Genomic DNA, 17,551 nt, shown 5'->3' with positions numbered 1-17,551 from the left:
CCACGGAGCCCCCATGACCCGACCCACCTGGGACGAATATTTCATGGAAATCACCCATCTGGTTGCCAAGCGTTCCACCTGTCTGCGCCGGCAAGTCGGCGCGGTTATCGTGAAGGACAAGAACATTCTGGCCACGGGCTACAACGGCGCCCCATCAGGCGTTGCTCACTGCCTCGAGGTGGGATGTCTTCGGGCCAAACTCGGCATTCCGTCGGGCGAGCGACACGAACTCTGCCGCGGGTTGCATGCCGAGCAGAACGCCATCATCCAGGCGGCCAAGCACGGCACCAACATCGATGGCGGCACCCTTTACTGCACCACCATGCCGTGCATCATCTGTTCGAAGATGCTCATCAACGCCGGCATCCGCCGCGTTGTCTACGAAGAGGGCTACTCGGACGAACTGGCTCGAGAGATGGTTGGCGAATCGGGGGTCGTGGTGGAAAAATTTGGTGACATAAGGGGGGAAACCCCGTGAAATGCCCCTTTTGCGCCCATCCGGACAGCAAGGTCGTTGACTCCCGCCCCGATAAGGGTGGGGCTGCCATCCGGCGTCGGCGCGAGTGTGAATCATGCGCTAAGCGCTTCACCACCCATGAGCGGATTGAGGAAACCCTTCCCCTGGTCCTGAAAAAAGATGGCCGCCGCGAGCCCTTTGATCGAATGAAGATCGTCGGCGGCATCCTGAAGGCGTGCGAGAAGCGCCAGGTTTCGCGTGAGACCGTCGATCGTCTCGTGGACCGGCTCGAAGGGCGGCTTCAAGAATGGAGCGAGAAGGAAGTTCCCAGCACTACTATCGGCGAGTGGGTCATGACCGAGCTCCATGACATCGACGAGGTGGCCTATGTCCGCTTTGCCTCCGTCTACCGCTCCTTCAAGGACGTGAACGAGTTCATGGCTGAACTGCAGGACCTCCTGAAGAAGTAATCCATGGATATGACTCCCGAAAGAATCATGAGGCGTGCCTTGACACTGGCGCGGCGGGGAACGGGTAAAACGTCTCCGAACCCGGCGGTGGGGTGTGTCATCGTGCGGGACGGGGTTGTGGTCGGCGAAGGGTGGCACCGCAAGGCCGGCACCCCCCACGCCGAGGTCCATGCCCTGCGGCAGGCCGGTGAACGTGCCCGGGGCGCCGATGTCTACGTGACCCTGGAGCCCTGTTCACACTTCGGCAAGACCCCGCCGTGCGCCGACGCCCTTGTTGACGCGGGAGTGGGGCGTGTGTTTGTCGGCATGGTGGACCCGAATCCGAAGGTTTCCGGGCGCGGCATCGGGCGGCTCCGGTCTGCCGGCATCGAGGTAGTTATTGGGATGCTGGAGGCGGAGTGTCGCCGGCTTAACGAACCGTTTGTCAAACACGTGACCACCGGGCTTCCCTATGTGATCCTCAAGGCGGCCATGACAATGGACGGCAAGACCGCCACCGCTAAGGGGGATTCTCGCTGGATAACCAACGAAACATCAAGGCAGTATGTCCATAGGCTTCGATCAACGGTCGATGCGATACTGGTCGGTGTCGGCACCGTCCTGGCCGATGATCCCCAGCTGACGGCTCGAATCACGCGGGGGCGGGATCCCCTCCGGGTCGTGGTCGACAGCTCCCTCAGGATCCCTGCTGGCGCCCGGATGCTTTGCCAGGAGTCTCCGGCGGGGACCGTCATTGCCACCGTCTCGGAAGACCGAAATCGGATCGCCCAGCTGGAATCCGCTGGTGCCGAAGTGCTCCGTTGCCGTGCGGAACTGGGACGCGTCGATCTGCGTGATCTCCTTGCCCGACTTGGTGCCCGGGGAGTGCAGTCAATCCTTCTCGAAGGGGGGAGCGAGTTGGCTGGCGAGGCGCTTCGAGCCGGGCTCATCGACAAATGCGTCCTCTTCTATGCCCCCAAATTTTTGGGGGGAGCCGATGGTTTGGGGCTTTTTGGCGGCCCGTCGGCCGAGAGGATGAATGGGTGCCGCCGGTTGAAGGATGTAAACGTCCGGCGCTTCGGCGGTGATGTGATGATCGAGGCTTATCCGGAGGAACCATGTTTACCGGGCTCATAGAAAACGTTGGATCGGTAAGAAGGCTTGAACGGGCAGGGGCTGCGGCTCGGCTCACCGTTGCCACGAAACTTCCGCTGGATTCCGTCACTCTCGGCGATTCGGTGGCGGTGAACGGCGCCTGCCTCACGTTAGTGGCAAAGGGAGGGGGCGAGCTCACCTTTGACGCCTCCCCGGAAACCCTGGAGCGGACCACCCTTGGCACCCTCGGCACCGGTGCTCCTGTGAACCTGGAAAGGGCACTGCGCCTGGGCGACCGTCTTGGTGGCCACATCGTTACCGGCCATGTGGACTTTGTCGCCGATGTCTCCGAGCGGCGCGAGGTTGCCGGCAACATTGTCTTCGGTTTCCGCATTCCCGGCCAATTCGCCCGTTATCTGGTGGCCAAGGGTTCGGTCACCATCGACGGAATCAGTCTTACGGTTAACACCGTCACTGATAGCGGTTTTTCGGTCAATATCATCCCCCATACCGCCGCAATGACCACCTTGAACGGCATGAAGCCGGGTGGACGGGTTAATATCGAAACAGACATACTGGGTAAATATGTCGAACGCCTTCTTGCCTTCGGCTCCACAGTGCGGGAGGACGGAGGGCTTACCCTTGAACTTCTTGCAAAGAGCGGTTTTCTATGAGATATAACATCGTTATTACTTCTCATGAACGGAGTCGACAATGCCGGTTGCGAAAATAGAAGAAGCGATAGAGGACATCAAGCAGGGGAAAATGATCATTCTCGTGGATGACGAGGACCGCGAGAACGAGGGCGACCTCACCATGGCTGCCGAAATGATCACCCCCGAAACGATTAATTTCATGGCAAAGCATGGCCGTGGCCTCATCTGTCTCACCATGACCTCGGATCGGTGCGATTACCTCAGGCTGCCGCTCATGGTGTCCGACAACACCTCGTCCTTCGGCACCGCCTTTACCGTCTCCATTGAGGCAAAACGGGGAGTGACCACCGGCATCTCCGCCGCTGACCGTGCCCATACGATCCTCACCGCCGTGGCCAATGACACGAAACCGGATGATCTTGCCCGCCCCGGCCACATATTCCCGCTGCGGGCCCGCAATGGAGGTGTTCTCGTCCGGGCGGGGCAGACCGAAGGGTCTGTGGATCTGGCTCGTCTTGCAGGCCTCAAGCCGGCTGGCGTCATCTGCGAGATCATGAACGACGACGGCACCATGGCCCGGATGCCGCAACTGAAGAAATTCGCCAGGGAGCACGGGGTCAAGATCTGCACCATTGCCGATCTGGTCGCCTACCGGCTCAAGCACGAGTCCCTGGTCCGCCGGGCTGCAGACGTGGAACTCCCCACCGAAGCTGGTGAGTTCCGGGCCATCGCCTTCGAAAACGATGTGGACAAGCTGGAGCACCTGGCACTCGTGAAGGGAGAGATCAGCGGTGACGAACCGGTGCTTGTCCGGGTCCACTCCGAGTGTATGACCGGCGACGTTTTCGGGAGTCTCCGGTGCGACTGCGGCGGCCAGCTTCACCGGGCCATGGAAATGATTGAGGCCGAGGGGAAAGGGGTTATCCTCTACATGCGCCAGGAGGGGCGGGGAATCGGCCTGTTCAACAAGCTCAAGGCCTATGCCCTTCAGGACCAGGGGAAGGATACTGTTGAGGCTAACCTGGAGCTCGGCTTCAAGCCCGACATGCGCGACTACGGCATCGGCGCCCAGATCCTCGTGAATCTGGGGATCAAGAACATTCGCCTCATGACCAACAACCCCCGGAAGCTGATCGGCCTCCAGGGATACGGAATCAATATTGTGGAACGGGTACCCATTGAGATTCCCGCCACGGGGAGCAATGTCGGTTATCTGAAGACAAAACGCGAGAAGCTGGGACACCTGCTGGAAAATATCTGAGATACGGCGAGGAGGAATACATCATGCCGCGATTTATTGAAGGAAAACTGGATGCCACGGGGCTCAAGTTCGGCATCATCGTGGGCCGCTTCAACAGCTTCATTGGCGAACGCCTTCTGGAGGGGGCCCTCGATGCCCTGGTCCGTAACGGAGCAGACGAGGCGACCATCGATGTGGCCCGGGTGCCCGGCGCTTTCGAGATTCCCCTGACCGCCAAGAAAATGGCCCAGACAGGGAGCTATGACGCCATCATTTGTCTGGGCGCCGTGATCAGGGGGTCGACCCCCCACTTTGACTACGTGGCGGCCGAGGTCTCCAAGGGGGTTGCTCACGTGTCGCTGGAAACAGGCGTTCCGGTTTCCTTCGGCGTGCTCACCACCGACACCATCGAGCAGGCCGTGGAGCGGGCAGGCACCAAGGCCGGCAATAAGGGCTTCGATGCCGCCATGACTGCCATCGAAACCGTTCGCGTCTTCCGGGAGTTCCGCTAGTGGGTGCCCGACGCCTCGGAAGGGAGATCGCCCTTCAGCTTCTCTATTCCCGCGATTATGCTGTGGGCGAGGCCTCCTCGCTCCTTGAGATGGTCTTTGACGAGGCAGAGCCGGGGACCGCTGCGGGGCGGGCTTTTTCCGACGAACTGGTTCGTGGTGTTCTTGAGCACCGCGAAACTATCGACGCAACGATAACCGAAAAGTCGAAAAACTGGGCCATCTCCCGCATGGCGAAGGTGGATCTCAACATTCTCCGGCTCGCGGTTTACGAGCTCCTCTATCGTGACGACATCCCCAAGAACGTCACCATCAACGAGGCCATCGAAGTGGCGAAGAAATTCGGCACCGAGGATTCGTCGGCCTTCATCAACGGCATTCTCGATGAGATCGCCTCGACCCTACCCGACAAGGGGTAGGGGATCCATCCACTGCACCGAGTCATTTCCATACCTGAGTGAGGACGTATGAACGAGATAAAGGTGGGCCTTCTCGGCCTGGGGACCATTGGTACGGGGGTCGCCAAGTTACTCATGACCAATGCCGATCTGATCGCCGCCAAGGTGGGCGCCCGGATTACCCTTAAAAAGATCGCCGACCTCGAAGTAACTACCGACCGGGGCATTGCCCTTCCGGCAGGGGTTCTCACCACCAACGCCGATGAGGTGCTTACCGATCCGGAGATCAGTGTTGTGATCGAATTGATCGGCGGTTACGAGCCTGCCAAGCGTTTCGTGCTCAAGGCCATCGAAAATGGCAAGCACGTCGTCACCGCCAACAAGGCGCTTCTGGCTCTCCACGGTGAAGAGATCTATCCTGCTGCAGCCCGCAAGGGGGTCGAGGTTCTCTTCGAGGCAGCGGTCGGGGGGGGCATTCCGGTCATTTCCGCCATTCGCGGGAATATGGCAGCCAATAATTTTTCCACTGTTTTCGGTATACTGAACGGAACCTGTAACTACATACTTACCCGCATGACCAAGGAGGGGGTGGACTTCGCCGACGTTCTCAAGAAGGCCCAGGAGCTCGGTTACGCCGAGGCTGACCCAACCTTCGACATCGAGGGGGTGGACACGGCCCACAAGCTGGCGCTTCTCGTTTCCCTCTGCTTCGGTACCCGGGTCAACTTCAGCGACATCCACACGGAAGGAATCAGTTCCCTCTCCTCTGTTGACATCAAGTTTGCCCGGGACTTCGGGTACAAAATCAAGCTCCTGGCTATCGGCAAGCGGGACGGCGACCGGGTGGAGGCCCGTGTCCACCCGACCATGATCCCGGTCAACAATCCGCTGGCCGACGTGGATGGAGCCTTCAATGCCATCCGTTTCACCGGCGATTTCATCGGCCCGGTTATGTTCTACGGCCGCGGCGCCGGCATGGACCCGACCGCCAGCGCCGTTGTTGGTGATATCATCGAGGTCTCCCGCAACATCGTGGCGGGCATCGGGCGTCGTTGCGCTCCGCTCGGCTACCGTGACGAGGCGGTCGCCACTCTGCCGCTCAAGCCCATGGGGGAAATCGAGAGCAAGTACTACATCCGCTTCAGCGCCGTGGACAGGCCCGGTGTTCTGGCGAGAATCTCGGGGATTCTCGGCAAGTACAACATCAGCATTGAGTCCATGGTTCAGAGCGGACGCATGGCCGGCGAGGAGGTTCCCATCGTCATCATGACCCATGAGGCCAGGGAAAGCGATGTGCGGACGGCCCTCGACGAGATCGATACCTTCGACATCATAACCCAGAAGAGCCAAGTCATCCGGATCGAGGACAATCTGGAATAGACGAAGAGCTACTGCAGTGAAACGTGAAAGGCGGCCCGGAATGGCCGCCTTTTTTTCATGCCTTGAGGCTTACCGATGCGGCTCCGGGCGAGGGGATGAGCTGGTTGAAGAAGTGGATCGATGCGAACCGCTCCGAAGGGAGGGGAGGAACCGTCGAGCTGTAACGGCTCACGTAGATGAGGTGGCTGATACCGAAGGCCTCAGCCGTGCCGAGGTTTGTTTCGCTGTCCTCGCCGAGCATGGTACGGGCGGGGTCGTAGGGGACGGTCTTCTGGAGCGTTCCCCAGAAGGCCACATCCTCCTTGGGGAGTCCGATGTGGTGGGCCGAAACGATGCCAGTGAAGTAGGGGCCGAGGCGGGTCTTGCGCATCTTGATATCGAGGGTCTTGCCGTGGGCGTTGGTCACCAGCCAGATTCTCTTGTTGTGCTGCCGGAGAAACAGGAGAAATTCCACCACGCCGGGATGGACGGCGATGAGGTGCTCCACTTCGAGCTTCAGGAGCGGGATGTCGAGGCCGAGGCGGTCGGACCAGTAGTCGAGATCGGTCCAGTTGAGGGTCTGCTCCTGGGAGCGGAACAGGGCGTAGAGGGACTTCTTGGCAACATCGAGGGGGATGCCGTTCTTGGCCGCGTAGCGTTTCGGCACGTGCTCAAGCCAGAAATGGTCGTCGAAATGGCGGTCCAGGAGAGTGCCGTCCATGTCGAGGAGCACCGTATCAATTTGATTCCAGTCAATGATCATGGGGATAGGTTCAAAAGGAAAAGGCCCTACAGGGCCTTTTCCTCGATGAACGACTTAATGGCTTCGCGGTCCGCATCGAGCACGTCGCATCGGCTTGGAAGGGATTCGATTCCTTCTAGGGAAGGTGGTCGGGGAGGTTCGAAACCCACGGCCCGGACCACCGCATCGGCAAACTTGGCCGGATGGGCTGTGGCGAGGCAGACGGCAGGAGTACCGTCCTGCACCAGTTCAAGGGCCGCCTTGACGCCGACAGCCGTGTGGGGGTCGAGGATGTAGCCGGTCTCCCGGTGAAAGGAGGCGATGGTTGCAATGGTCTCGTCCTCGTTCACCGAGCGTGAGAGGAACTCATCCCGCACTTTCTCCATCTCGGACTCGGTGAAGTCGATCCGCCCCTTGATGGGGAGGGCGGCGAACGCCTCCCGGACCCGGCCGGGGTTCTCGCCGAAGAGATAGTAGACATACCGCTCGAAGTTGGAGGCTAGCTGGATGTCCATGGACGGGGACACGGTTGCCACCACGTCTCCGAGGGAATAGTCCCCCCCGTTGATGAAGCGGGTGAGGATGTTGTTCTCGTTGGTGGCCAGGATGAGCCGCTTGATCGGTAGACCCATCCGCTTTGCCACGTAACCGGCGAAGATGTCGCCGAAGTTGCCGGTCGGGATCGAGAAGACCACTTCCCGGCCGAAGGTTTCGGCCACTCGGAAGTAGGCGTAAAAGTAGTAAACCACCTGGGCCAGCACCCGGGCCCAGTTGATGGAGTTGACGGCGCCCAGGGAATAGTTCTCCTTGAAGGGGAGATCGCTGAAGAGGCTCTTCACGATGTTCTGGCAGTCGTCGAAGGTCCCCCGCGCGGCAATATTGTGCACGTTCGGATCGAGCACCGTGGTCATCTGGAGGGCCTGCACCGGCGAGGTCTTGCCGTGGGGATGGAGAATGAAGATGTTGATCTTGTCCTTCCCCCGGACGCCGTAGATGGCTGCGCTGCCGGTGTCGCCCGAGGTGGCGCCGACAATGTTCATCTTTTCTCCGCGCTCCTTCAGCAGATACTCGAAGAGGTTGCCGAGAAGCTGCAGCGCCACGTCCTTAAAGGCAAGGGTTGGCCCGTGGAAGAGCTCCAGGATGTGGACGCCGTCCTTTTTCACCACCGGCGTAATCTCCGGATGGGAGAAGGTGGCGTAGGAGCGATCGATGAGATCCTTCAGGTCCTTCGGCGGGATGTCGTCGGCGAAGAGGGCGATCACGTTGAAGGCCAAATCCTGGTAGGAGAGTGTACGCCACGATTCGAGCGTTTTCCGGTCGAGGGCCGGGATGAGCTCCGGCAGCAGAAGCCCGCCATCGGTGGCGAGCCCCATCATGACTGCGTCCTTGAATCCGATGGGGGCGATGGTTCCCCGGGTGCTGATATAATTCATGCTTTATCAATCTCCATGATTAGTTGTGTAAAGTCGAAGCATCTTACCAGCAATCCCGTGAAAAGGGAAGGGGCGGACCGTTCCAGTCTAGTGTCTTTCCGCTGATCTCGGGAGTATGGTACTATTGTCTGCGTTAAAGCACTTTTCGCCCGAAAGGCACCCACTATGAATCTTGCGAAACGGGCCGAGATGCTCCATGTCATCGATACCCTGGCTACCCATTACCTGAAGGGAAAGGTGCGGGCGGTTCGGCTGTCGGTCATCGCCCTTCTTTCCGGCGGACACATCCTTCTTGAGGATATTCCCGGCCTCGGGAAGACGACCCTGGCACTGGCCCTGGCCAAGGCGCTGGGGCTCTCCTTTGGCCGGGTCCAGTGCACGAGCGACCTCCTTCCCACCGACATCACGGGGCTTTCCATCTTTAATCGCGATGAGAGCCGCTTCACCTTTGTCCCCGGTCCGATATTCAACAACGTGGTTCTCGTGGACGAGATCAACCGGGCCATGCCCAAGACCCAGAGCGCGCTTCTGGAGGCCATGGAAGAGCGGAAAGTGACTGTGGAAGGGACGACCCACCATCTGCCGGGACCGTTTCTTGTTATAGCCACCCAGAACCCCGTGGAGCAGGTGGGAACCTATCCGCTTCCCGAGTCCCAGCTCGACCGATTCATGGTCAGAAGCGGCATTGGCTATCCCCCCGACATTATCGAGAAGGCGATCATCAAGGGGGGGAGTATCCGGGATGGGATCCAGAGTCTTGAACCGCTCGTTTCGGCTAATGACATCGCCGAGGCCCAGCGTGCCGTGAAGGAGGGGGTCTATCTCTCTGACGCGGTCGTTGATTACCTCTATGCCATTGTTGCCGCAACGCGGAGCCATCCGGCCATCTCCTCGGGGATTTCCACCCGGGGGGCCATCGGCATGGCCGAAACCGCCAAGGCCCACGCCTATCTGGAGGGGCGAGACTACGTGATTCCCGAGGATGTGAAGGCCATTGCCGCACCAGTGGGTGCCCACCGCCTCATCCTCACCATGGAGAACGACAACCTGGACAAGGGGGAGCTATTAAACGCCGTCCTGAACACCATCCCGGTTCCGCTGGCCTGAAGCTCACGCGGGCCGGCGCCGCCTATATCGCCATCACGCTCCTGCTCGGTTTCGCCGCGGTCAATACGGGGAACAATCTCCTTTTCCTCGTGGTGTCGGCCCTGCTCGGCTTCATGACTGTCTCCGGCATTCTCGGCTGGCTCAATATCCGGTATCTTGGCGTTGCGGTCCGTCTTCCCGACGAGATCTACGACGGCCAGGAGACCTACGTGACGCTGATGGTGGAAAACCGCAAGCGGTTACTCCCCTCGTTTCTGTTGCGGATTGGAGTGGAAGAGGCCCGCGCCGATTTTCACCTGGTGGAGCGGGGTGCCACCGAATCCGGCACCCTGGCGATGACGTTCAAAGGGAGGGGACGGAAAGAACTCATTCAGGCTGTGGTCAGTTCACCGTTCCCGATAAATTTCTTTATCAGGAGCACGACACTTCCACTCGATGCCCGCTGCATCGTCTTTCCTCGGCCTCACCCCTGCGGGCCGCCGGAAGGTCCGGCAGATGCACGGAGCAGGGGAGCCGCCCGGAGCCGAGGACGGGGCTACGAGGGGGAAATGGAGACCATCGCCGACTACACGGGTGTCGAACCGCTGAAACTGGTCCATTGGCGCCTCTCGGCCCGCCACGAGAATCTCAAGGTGAAACAGCTGACCTCTCTGGCCGACGTTCCTCTCATGATCGATATTGCACAACTCCCGGGCCAGAGTCTGGACGATAGGCTTTCGTGCGGAGCCTGGGTCGTGAACCGCTCCATCAGGGCAAACCGTCCGGTGGGACTTGTCACCGGCGCTAAGGTTATCGGACCCGATACCTCCCGCTTGCACCGGCTCAAGCTCCTCACGGAGCTCGCTCTCCATGGTTCCCGTTAGTTCCCTTATATCTGTCCTTTCGTACGCGGTTGCTGTTCTCGGCTACCTGCCGGTGGCTCCCCACGTGGATCTCGCGGTGCGGCTCGCCTTTCCGATGGCTCTCGCAGTCGGGATTTATCTGGATAAAAAAGGTACGTATCCGTTTACTGGTATACCTTCTACTGCTGTTACCGTGACCTTTTTTATCGTCTACTTCATGCAGCTCAGCATGGCAACCCCCGCAGCACCGGTGGTCAATTTTCTCGTGGTGCTTCTCTCTGTCCGCCTCGTGAATGAGAAGAGCCCCCGCAACCTCCTCCAGATCTTTGCCCTTGCCCTTTTCGCCCTGGCCAGTTCGTCCCTCTTCAGCCTGAGCGCCATCTTCCTTGTCTACCTCTTCCTCCAGTTGGGCCTGATCGCCGTTTCCCTTGTCCTTCTTACCTTTCATTCTATGGATGCTCGCCTGCGACTTACGCGGCAGAGCTTGCGGCGGGTGGTTGGCGTGGCCCTTGCCATGCCCGTGGCCTCGTTGCCCCTGCTCCTGATCTTCTTCGCCATTCTCCCCCGAACCCAGTATCCTCTCCTTAACTTTCTCAATGTGCCGGGTGAGCGGGCAACCGGCTTCAGCGACCGGGTCGAACCGGGGAAGGCGTCGAGCATCGGCGACGTGAAGACCGTTGCCTTCCGGGCCGAATGTGAACAGCTTGGCCGAAATGATCTCTACTGGCGGGGAATTGTTTTCGACACCATCTCCGGCGCCACCTGGGTGCGGAGTGGAAAGCACCTCGTTGAAGTTTCCGCCACTCCCCGTGGAAAAGCAATCCGTCAGGTTGTTTACCCTGAACCGTCACGAAACAGCTATCTCCTGGCCTTGGACGTACCGCTCCGGATTGACGGCGTGAGGGCAAGCCAGGACGCCGATTTCACCTTCACCCGGCGACCGTCGGGGAGCGGTCGGATCCGCTACGAGGCGAGGTCGGTGCTCACCGGCGCAATTCCCGTGCCCCGGGGAATTGACCAATCTCACTACCTTCGCATCCCCGGACGGGTTTCCGCTCGGATCGCTGCCCTGGCTGGGGAGTTCACGGCCGGCAACCCGACCGATGAGGAGCGGTTGAACCGCGTCGAGACATGGTTCAGGCAACAGGCCTTTCGGTACGCCACCAGCGGCCTTGCCGTCACTGCCGACCCGGTGGATGCCTTTTTGTTCGTAAGCCGGACCGGCCACTGCGAATTCTTTGCGTCTTCCTTCGCTACCCTTCTTCGTCTTTCAGGGATTCCGTCGCGCCTTGTTGGTGGGTATTACGGCGGGGACTATAACGAGGTGGGCGGATACTACGCGGTCACCGAAGACCGGGCCCATGTCTGGGTTGAGGCGTTTGTTAAGGGAAAGGGGTGGGTGAGGGTCGATCCGAGTTCTTTCGCATCCAACTTTGATCGCACCACAGCATCCAGCCGCGGTCTTGCCGCGAAGGTAGCGGGTCTGGTGGATTCCTTCACCTGGTACTGGAATCAGGCGGTTATTACCTATGACCTCCAGAAACAGGTTGACTTCGTCCGTCGTGCAAACCGACAGTTCAAGGGGCTCTCCCTTGCCCTTGATCCCCATCTGCTTCCGCGGGTATTTGCCCTTGCCGCAGTCCTGGCGCTCTTCGCCTGGTGGTTTACGGCTCGAAGCGGAAGGACTCCGGAAGAGCGCATCCTGCGGAATTTCCTTGTCAGGGTCGAGAAGGTTTATGGAATCCCTCGCAATCATCGGTCGCGAGGACTTCATGAGCTCTCGCATATGGTGGATGACCCGGCAGTAGCCGTTTTTGTGGATATTTGGAGTGGAGCAATCTATCGGGACCGACGGCTATCCAGAGAAGAATGCCGGCAGCTTAAACAGATCATCAATACTATCGGCGACGGGAGGCGGACGGAGCTTGACAAGCAAGGCTGATACACTGATTTCAGGTAGTTTCGGGCGGTTCATATACCTTGACAAGGTGTCCTGTTTCCTTTAGTTTACAAACGATATTCGTTAGCAAATCACGGCTGGATCCGGATAGGCTTTGAGTTCCAAGAAAGACAAATTCCTCGACAACGCACAAAAATTCCTGGTGAAGGGTCAGCTGGACCGCGCTCTCCGGGAATATGAGCAAGCGGTCGCCATTGATCCGAAAGACGTACGGGTCCGCCAGAAGTACGCCGAGTTACTGGTGCGCGCAAACCGCAAAGATGACGCGCTCAAGGAATTCGAGGTCATTGGCAAATACTATTCGGACAACGGCTTCTATCTCAAGGCGATTGCCGTCTACAAGCAGATTCAGAAGCTTACCCCCTCCAACCTGGACATTTCCCTCACCCTCGGCTCCCTCAACGAAAAACAGGGTCTCATCGGCAATGCCCTTGCGGAATACAAATTCGTTTTCGATCACTACGAGCGGAGCAACCGCTTCATGGACGCTGTTGCTGTTCTTGAAAAGATGCTTGCAGCCGACCGGGATAATCTGAATATTCGGCTCAAACTTGCCGAGACGCGACACCGGGCAAACTTGATTGACGATGCCTATCATGACTACACGGAACTGGCCCGGGAACTCAGGTCGAAGGGAGACAATGCGGCTTACGCACGCGTCTGCGAACGGATAGCAAGCCTGTTTCCCGACCGTAAGGACTTTCTTCTCACTGTTGCGGAAAATCAGATCAGGGACGGAAAGGCAACCGCTGCTATTCCCCTGCTCAAACAGATCGTCGGCGACGACCGGTGGAACCCCAAAGCGCTCTACCTGCTGGCGGACGCAGCACGTGCGGTGGCTGATCCAGCCATGGTCAAGGGGGCCTATGGTCAGATAATCAAGCGATTTCCGGGTGAGATCACGGCCATCAAGGGCTTCCTTTTCAGCCTGAAAGCTGAAGGGAATGTTGATGAAGCAGTTCGGGTGCTTCGCCACGTTGAGCCGGAACTCATAAGGGCGGAACCGGAAACCCTTGAGCAGTTCTATCTCTCGTTCAGGGATCTTTCGCCCGATCATCCCGCCATCGTCGAGGGGCTCCAGAGAATTCGCGGGGCAGCGGGTATTGATGAGCCTGCCAGTGCGACCGAACCTGCGGTTGAACAGGTGCCGGAGGTGGTAGAACCGGAAGAAGCGGATTTTGCTCCTCAGCCCGAAGAGGCGGATTCTGTCATGGAAGAACCCCCTGCCGAAGACATTCCATGGGAAGAGGAGATCGACATCTCCTTTGACAGTGATGGTGCCTCTATCGAGGGGAATCGGACAACCGAAGGGGAGACTTCCGAGTCTCCGTCGTTTCTGCACAATGAGGGGGTGAGCCTCTCGGAAGCCGACGAGGGTTCTATCAGGTTTGATGACTCGCCGGAGGAAGAGACCCGCGAGGTAGAAGTAGAATTAGCCGATTTTTCGTCGATTACTCCCGACTGGCTCGACGAGGCACCTGACAGTGCCATGGATAAGCCCGGAGAAACTACTTTCTCCGAGGGGTTTTCCCTTGATTTCACCGATGGTGAACTGGAGGATGTCATTCCTCCTCCGCCCCTCGACTCGCCGATGCCAAAGCCGGACAAATATGGCCTCGACGGCCTCTTTTCCGCCTTCAAGAAGGGGGTCGGCGAACAACTCACCCAGGATGACACCGAATCGCACTACAGTCTCGGCATTGCCTACAAAGAGATGGGGCTTTTCGACGACGCAATAGTTGAATTCCAGTCTGCCTCCCGTGATCAGCGCCGCCTTGCAGACTGTATCACCCTTCAGGGGATCTGTTCTCGTGAGAAGGGGGATCCGGCCAAAGCCGAGGAGTATTTCCGCTCAGGGCTCGCCGTGGAGGGCCTTAACCGCGAGGAGAGACTCTGCCTGACCTATGAACTGGCACTTCTCTACGAAATGATCGGAGATAGGAACCGTGCCCTGGCAGGCTACCGCGAGGCTTTGGCGCTCAACCCCGGTTTTCGGGACGTCGCGCAGAAGATCGCCAACCTTCGATCGGACGGCGATACCCACGACACAGCCGATTTGGAACTGCTGGATCTCGACGAGGTAGAGGAAGGGGCGGGGTAATTCACGCTCCTTTTCTGTTGAGTGGGCTCTTGGGAGAAGACAGAAAGTTGAAGCTCCCGCTAATCAATTTTTTTCAAGAGCCTCAGTTGTTACGAAAAGAGGAGGCCTCGAGGGGCCATGAGGCGCAAGGGGGCCTGAAAGAACTCCCCGGGGTAGCTGTCCGGCAGCGGGGGGAGATTGGACGCTGCCTGAAGGGTATCCATGATCAGCCTGTCGTACTGATCATTGCCTGAGCTTCTAATCAGCCGCACATCCAGAAGTTCCCCGTTCTTTCTCACGGTAATTGTAACGAGGGCCTCCTGCCGTCCCGGTTCCATGCCAGTACCGTTCGCCGCATCCCACCACTGTTCGTTAACCCGCTCCACAAGCTCAAAATAGTACTCCCGCACATCGCCGCGCAGAGTTTCTCCGTCGGCAAGGCTCCTGAAAAATCCTCGGGCAAGGCCGACAGAAAGGGAAGAAGCACTGGTTTGAGGGGGCACCGGAGGAGAGAGTTCCTCCACGGGCGTCGGCGAAGGCGCGGGAAAGGCTTTTTCTTCAGGCGTGGGGAGTACCATCTGTTTCTGGGCCGGCGAGACAGGGCGTTGAACGGCGGGTGCTCTCACGGGGGGCTTTGTCAGTTGTGTGGCGGCATCCGTAAGATCCACCATGACGATCGACTCTGGCGTGAGACCGGCAAGACGGCCGGGGAAGAGTGATGCGAGTACGGCAAAAGAGAGGTGTAGCGCCAGCGAGAGGACTAACGTCCCGGCGAACAGGTTCCTGGCGGGCCTGTGCAAGTGCGGGTGATGCTCCATCGGTAAGCTCCCGTGCAAGGGGAATCGCAGTCGATATGAAGAGGTGAAATTTTATCAAAGTATCCGGACTGAAGGCAAGAGAAAGGGGGCTCATGGCCCCCTTTGTTGTTCTGTCTTTCTTATGTGGAGCTATTATGAGTTCTGGGCATCCACCACGGCAAGTGCAGCCATGTTCACGATGTCACTAACATCGTCACCCCGCTGGAGGACGTGAACCGGTTTCTGCATTCCCATGAGAATCGGCCCGATTGCGTCGGCGCCGCCAAGGTGGTGGAGGAGCTTGTAACAGATGTTGCCCGAGTTGAGGTCCGGGAAGATGAGGACGTTGGCGGCCTCCTTGATGGCTGCAAAGGAGAAGCTCTTCTGGATCATTTCCGTGACGACTGCCGTGTCCGACTGCATTTCACCGTCGACGATGAGATCCGGGGCCTTCTGCTTGACGATCTCTACGGCACGCTTGACCTTCTGGGCCTGGGGATGGTTGACAGAGCCGAAGTTGGAGAAGGAGAGCATGGCGATTGTCGGCTCGATGTCAAGCATGCGGACTTTCTCCGCTGCAAGAATGGCTGTTTCCGCCAGTTCTTCAGGAGTCGGCTCGATGCAGACCGTGGTATCGGCCATGAAATAGATCCCCTTCTTGAAGACCATCATGTAGAGGCCGTGCACGCTGGACAGGCCGGGCTTTCTGCCGATGACCTCAAGGGCTGGACGGATAGTCTCGGGGTAATGGGTGTCTATGCCGGAGAGGAGGCTGTCCGCATCCCCCATGTGCACCATCATGCAGCCGAAATGGGTGCGGGATTTGCGGGCCATGATCCGGCGGGCTTCGGAAAGGGTCAATCCCTTGCGCTGCCGCAGGCGGAAGAGTTCCTGGGCATATTCTTCGGACCGCTCGAAGGTGGCCGGGTCAATGATCTGGACACTGCCGTTGAAATCGAGTCCCAGCTCAGCCATCTTTTCCCTGATCTTGTCCTGGTTGCCGATGAGGATCGGTCTGGCAATCTCTTCTTCAATGAGGATCTGGGTCGCCCTGAGGATCTTTTCATTGTCCCCCTCGGGGAAGACGAGCTTCTTGGGATCGGCCTTGGCCTTGTTGATGATCATCCGCAGGGTTTCCTTCGCTTTCCCCTGCAATGACTCAAGGTGCTCCACGTACTTCTCCATATCCTCGATGGGCTGGCGGGCCACTCCAGACTCCATGGCGGCTTTGGCAACCGCCGGTGCCACCCGCAGGAGGGCGCGGGGGTCGAAGGGTTTCGGGATGATGTAGTCGCGACCAAAGGAAAACTTCACGTTGCCGTAAGCGCGGCAGACCGAGTCGGGGCATTCCTCGCGGGCAAGCTCGGCAAGGGCGAAAACAGCCGCCTTCTTCATCTCCTCGTTGATGGTGGTTGCCCGGACATCGAGGGCTCCCCGGAAGATGAAGGGGAAGCCGAGGACGTTGTTCACCTGGTTCGGGTAGTCGGAGCGGCCGGTGGCGATGAGGACGTCGCCACGCACGGCATGGGCCTCTTCGGGCGTGATTTCCGGGTCGGGGTTGGCCATGGCGAAGATAATGGGATTCTTGGAAAGCTTGCGCACAATCTCCGGCGTGAATGCCCCCTTGGAGGAGAGACCATAGAGGACGTCGGCCCCTGCCGTTGCCTCTTCCAGAGTGCGCAGGGGAGTGTCCACGGCGAAGCGTTCTTTGTACTTGTTCATCCCCTCGGTGCGTCCCTTGTAGATGACACCCTTGGTATCGCACATTATGAGGTTTTCCTTCTTCACCCCCAACGAGATGGCGAGGTTGGCGCAGGCGATGGCCGAGGCCCCGGCTCCGTTCACCACGATGCGTATATCCTCGATCTTCTTGCCGATGATCTCCAGGGCATTGGTGAGGGCGGCGGCGGAGATGATGGCAGTGCCGTGCTGGTCGTCGTGGAAGACCGGGATGTTCATGGTCTTCTTGAGTTCTTCCTCGATGTAGAAGCACTCGGGGGCCTTGATATCCTCCAGGTTGATGCCGCCGAACGTGGGCTCGAGGAGCTGGCAGGCCTTGATCACCTCATCGGGGTTCTCGGTGTTCAGTTCGATGTCGAAGACGTCGATGTCGGCAAAGCGCTTGAAGAGAACCCCTTTCCCCTCCATGACCGGCTTGCCGGCAAGGGCGCCGATGTTCCCGAGGCCCAGAACCGCAGTGCCGTTGGAGACTACGGCGACCAGGTTTCCTTTTGCGGTGTACTTATAAGCATCTTCGGGGTTTTTCTCGATTTCCAGGCACGGTTCGGCAACGCCCGGGGAGTAGGCAAGAGAGAGGTCCCGCTGGGTGAGGCAAGGCTTCGAGGCGACGACTTCTATCTTTCCTTTGCGTCCGCTCGAATGGTATTCCAGGGCATCCTGTTTTTTGCTCATGAGTTTCCTTGCTCC

16 protein-coding genes are annotated in these 17,551 nt (G+C 59.0%); 12 read left to right on the top strand and 4 right to left on the bottom strand.

Translation table 11 applies throughout. The features are described from left to right. Nucleotides 1–13: 13 nt before the first annotated feature. Genes KI811_RS05555 through KI811_RS05520 form a run of 8 tightly spaced genes read left to right on the top strand, consistent with a single transcriptional unit; the run spans nucleotide 14 to nucleotide 6,184 of the window. Complete coding sequence (locus tag KI811_RS05555; protein WP_214185479.1) at nucleotides 14–478, top strand: deoxycytidylate deaminase; 465 nt, start codon at nucleotides 14–16, stop codon at nucleotides 476–478. Next, on the top strand, nucleotides 475–927 hold the full coding sequence (gene nrdR, locus KI811_RS05550) for a transcriptional regulator NrdR (protein ID WP_004511441.1): 453 nt from the start codon (nucleotides 475–477) through the stop codon (nucleotides 925–927). The genes KI811_RS05555 and nrdR overlap by 4 nt, the downstream gene beginning before the upstream one ends. A gap of 3 nt (nucleotides 928–930) precedes the next feature. Then, nucleotides 931–2,043: a bifunctional diaminohydroxyphosphoribosylaminopyrimidine deaminase/5-amino-6-(5-phosphoribosylamino)uracil reductase RibD gene (gene ribD, locus KI811_RS05545; RefSeq protein WP_214185478.1), complete on the top strand. Its 1,113-nt coding sequence runs from the start codon at nucleotides 931–933 to the stop codon at nucleotides 2,041–2,043. Further along, nucleotides 2,025–2,675 (top strand): riboflavin synthase, encoded by a 651-nt coding sequence (locus tag KI811_RS05540; RefSeq protein ID WP_214185477.1) that lies wholly within the window; start codon nucleotides 2,025–2,027, stop codon nucleotides 2,673–2,675. The genes ribD and KI811_RS05540 overlap by 19 nt, the downstream gene beginning before the upstream one ends. 40 nt (nucleotides 2,676–2,715) lie before the next feature. Further along, complete coding sequence (locus KI811_RS05535) at nucleotides 2,716–3,918, top strand: bifunctional 3,4-dihydroxy-2-butanone-4-phosphate synthase/GTP cyclohydrolase II (RefSeq protein ID WP_214185476.1); 1,203 nt, start codon at nucleotides 2,716–2,718, stop codon at nucleotides 3,916–3,918. A 23-nt stretch (nucleotides 3,919–3,941) separates the two neighbouring features. Beyond that, nucleotides 3,942–4,409, top strand: coding sequence for a 6,7-dimethyl-8-ribityllumazine synthase (gene ribH, locus KI811_RS05530; protein WP_004511437.1), 468 nt, complete (start codon nucleotides 3,942–3,944; stop codon nucleotides 4,407–4,409). Next, complete coding sequence (nusB, locus tag KI811_RS05525) at nucleotides 4,409–4,825, top strand: transcription antitermination factor NusB (RefSeq protein ID WP_214185475.1); 417 nt, start codon at nucleotides 4,409–4,411, stop codon at nucleotides 4,823–4,825. Before ribH ends, nusB begins: the two co-directional genes overlap by 1 nt. A 48-nt stretch (nucleotides 4,826–4,873) precedes the next feature. Next, nucleotides 4,874–6,184: a homoserine dehydrogenase gene (locus KI811_RS05520; protein ID WP_214185474.1), complete on the top strand. Its 1,311-nt coding sequence runs from the start codon at nucleotides 4,874–4,876 to the stop codon at nucleotides 6,182–6,184. Nucleotides 6,185–6,239: 55 nt separating this feature from the next. Here KI811_RS05520 and KI811_RS05515 read toward each other — a convergent pair whose 3' ends face one another. Together KI811_RS05515 and thrC are read right to left on the bottom strand one after the other, a co-directional pair. After that, nucleotides 6,240–6,926: an HAD family hydrolase gene (locus KI811_RS05515; RefSeq protein WP_214185473.1), complete on the bottom strand. Its 687-nt coding sequence runs from the start codon at nucleotides 6,924–6,926 to the stop codon at nucleotides 6,240–6,242. 26 nt (nucleotides 6,927–6,952) lie between these two features. Beyond that, entirely contained in the window at nucleotides 6,953–8,338 is a 1,386-nt protein-coding gene (gene thrC / locus KI811_RS05510; RefSeq protein ID WP_214185472.1) for a threonine synthase, read from the bottom strand. A 165-nt stretch (nucleotides 8,339–8,503) separates the two neighbouring features. Between thrC and KI811_RS05505 the strand changes: the two genes are divergently transcribed. The 4 genes from KI811_RS05505 (at nucleotide 8,504) to KI811_RS05490 (ending at nucleotide 14,348) form a co-directional block, all read left to right on the top strand. Next, the gene (locus KI811_RS05505) at nucleotides 8,504–9,445 is read left to right on the top strand and encodes an AAA family ATPase (protein ID WP_214185471.1); all 942 of its coding nucleotides are present in this window, start codon (nucleotides 8,504–8,506) and stop codon (nucleotides 9,443–9,445) included. Nucleotides 9,446–9,534: 89 nt separating this feature from the next. Then, nucleotides 9,535–10,308 (top strand): DUF58 domain-containing protein, encoded by a 774-nt coding sequence (locus tag KI811_RS05500; RefSeq protein ID WP_343213590.1) that lies wholly within the window; start codon nucleotides 9,535–9,537, stop codon nucleotides 10,306–10,308. Next, nucleotides 10,295–12,229, top strand: a complete 1,935-nt coding sequence (locus tag KI811_RS05495) for a transglutaminase TgpA family protein (RefSeq protein WP_214185470.1) — start codon at nucleotides 10,295–10,297, stop codon at nucleotides 12,227–12,229. The genes KI811_RS05500 and KI811_RS05495 overlap by 14 nt, the downstream gene beginning before the upstream one ends. Before the next feature lie 112 nt (nucleotides 12,230–12,341). Beyond that, nucleotides 12,342–14,348, top strand: a complete 2,007-nt coding sequence (locus KI811_RS05490) for a tetratricopeptide repeat protein (RefSeq protein ID WP_214185469.1) — start codon at nucleotides 12,342–12,344, stop codon at nucleotides 14,346–14,348. Between the two features lie 89 nt (nucleotides 14,349–14,437). Here the strand turns inward: KI811_RS05490 and KI811_RS05485 are convergent, their stop codons facing one another. Continuing rightward, nucleotides 14,438–15,145, bottom strand: a complete 708-nt coding sequence (locus KI811_RS05485) for a TonB family protein (protein ID WP_214185468.1) — start codon at nucleotides 15,143–15,145, stop codon at nucleotides 14,438–14,440. Between the two features lie 132 nt (nucleotides 15,146–15,277). After that, nucleotides 15,278–17,536, bottom strand: coding sequence for an NADP-dependent malic enzyme (locus KI811_RS05480; protein ID WP_214185467.1), 2,259 nt, complete (start codon nucleotides 17,534–17,536; stop codon nucleotides 15,278–15,280). Nucleotides 17,537–17,551: the final 15 nt, after the last annotated feature.

It is taken from the genome of Geobacter hydrogenophilus (assembly GCF_018501225.1).
Classification (GTDB): Bacteria; Desulfobacterota; Desulfuromonadia; order Geobacterales; family Geobacteraceae; genus Geobacter; species Geobacter hydrogenophilus.
This window is presented reverse-complemented; position numbering and strand designations above follow the sequence as displayed.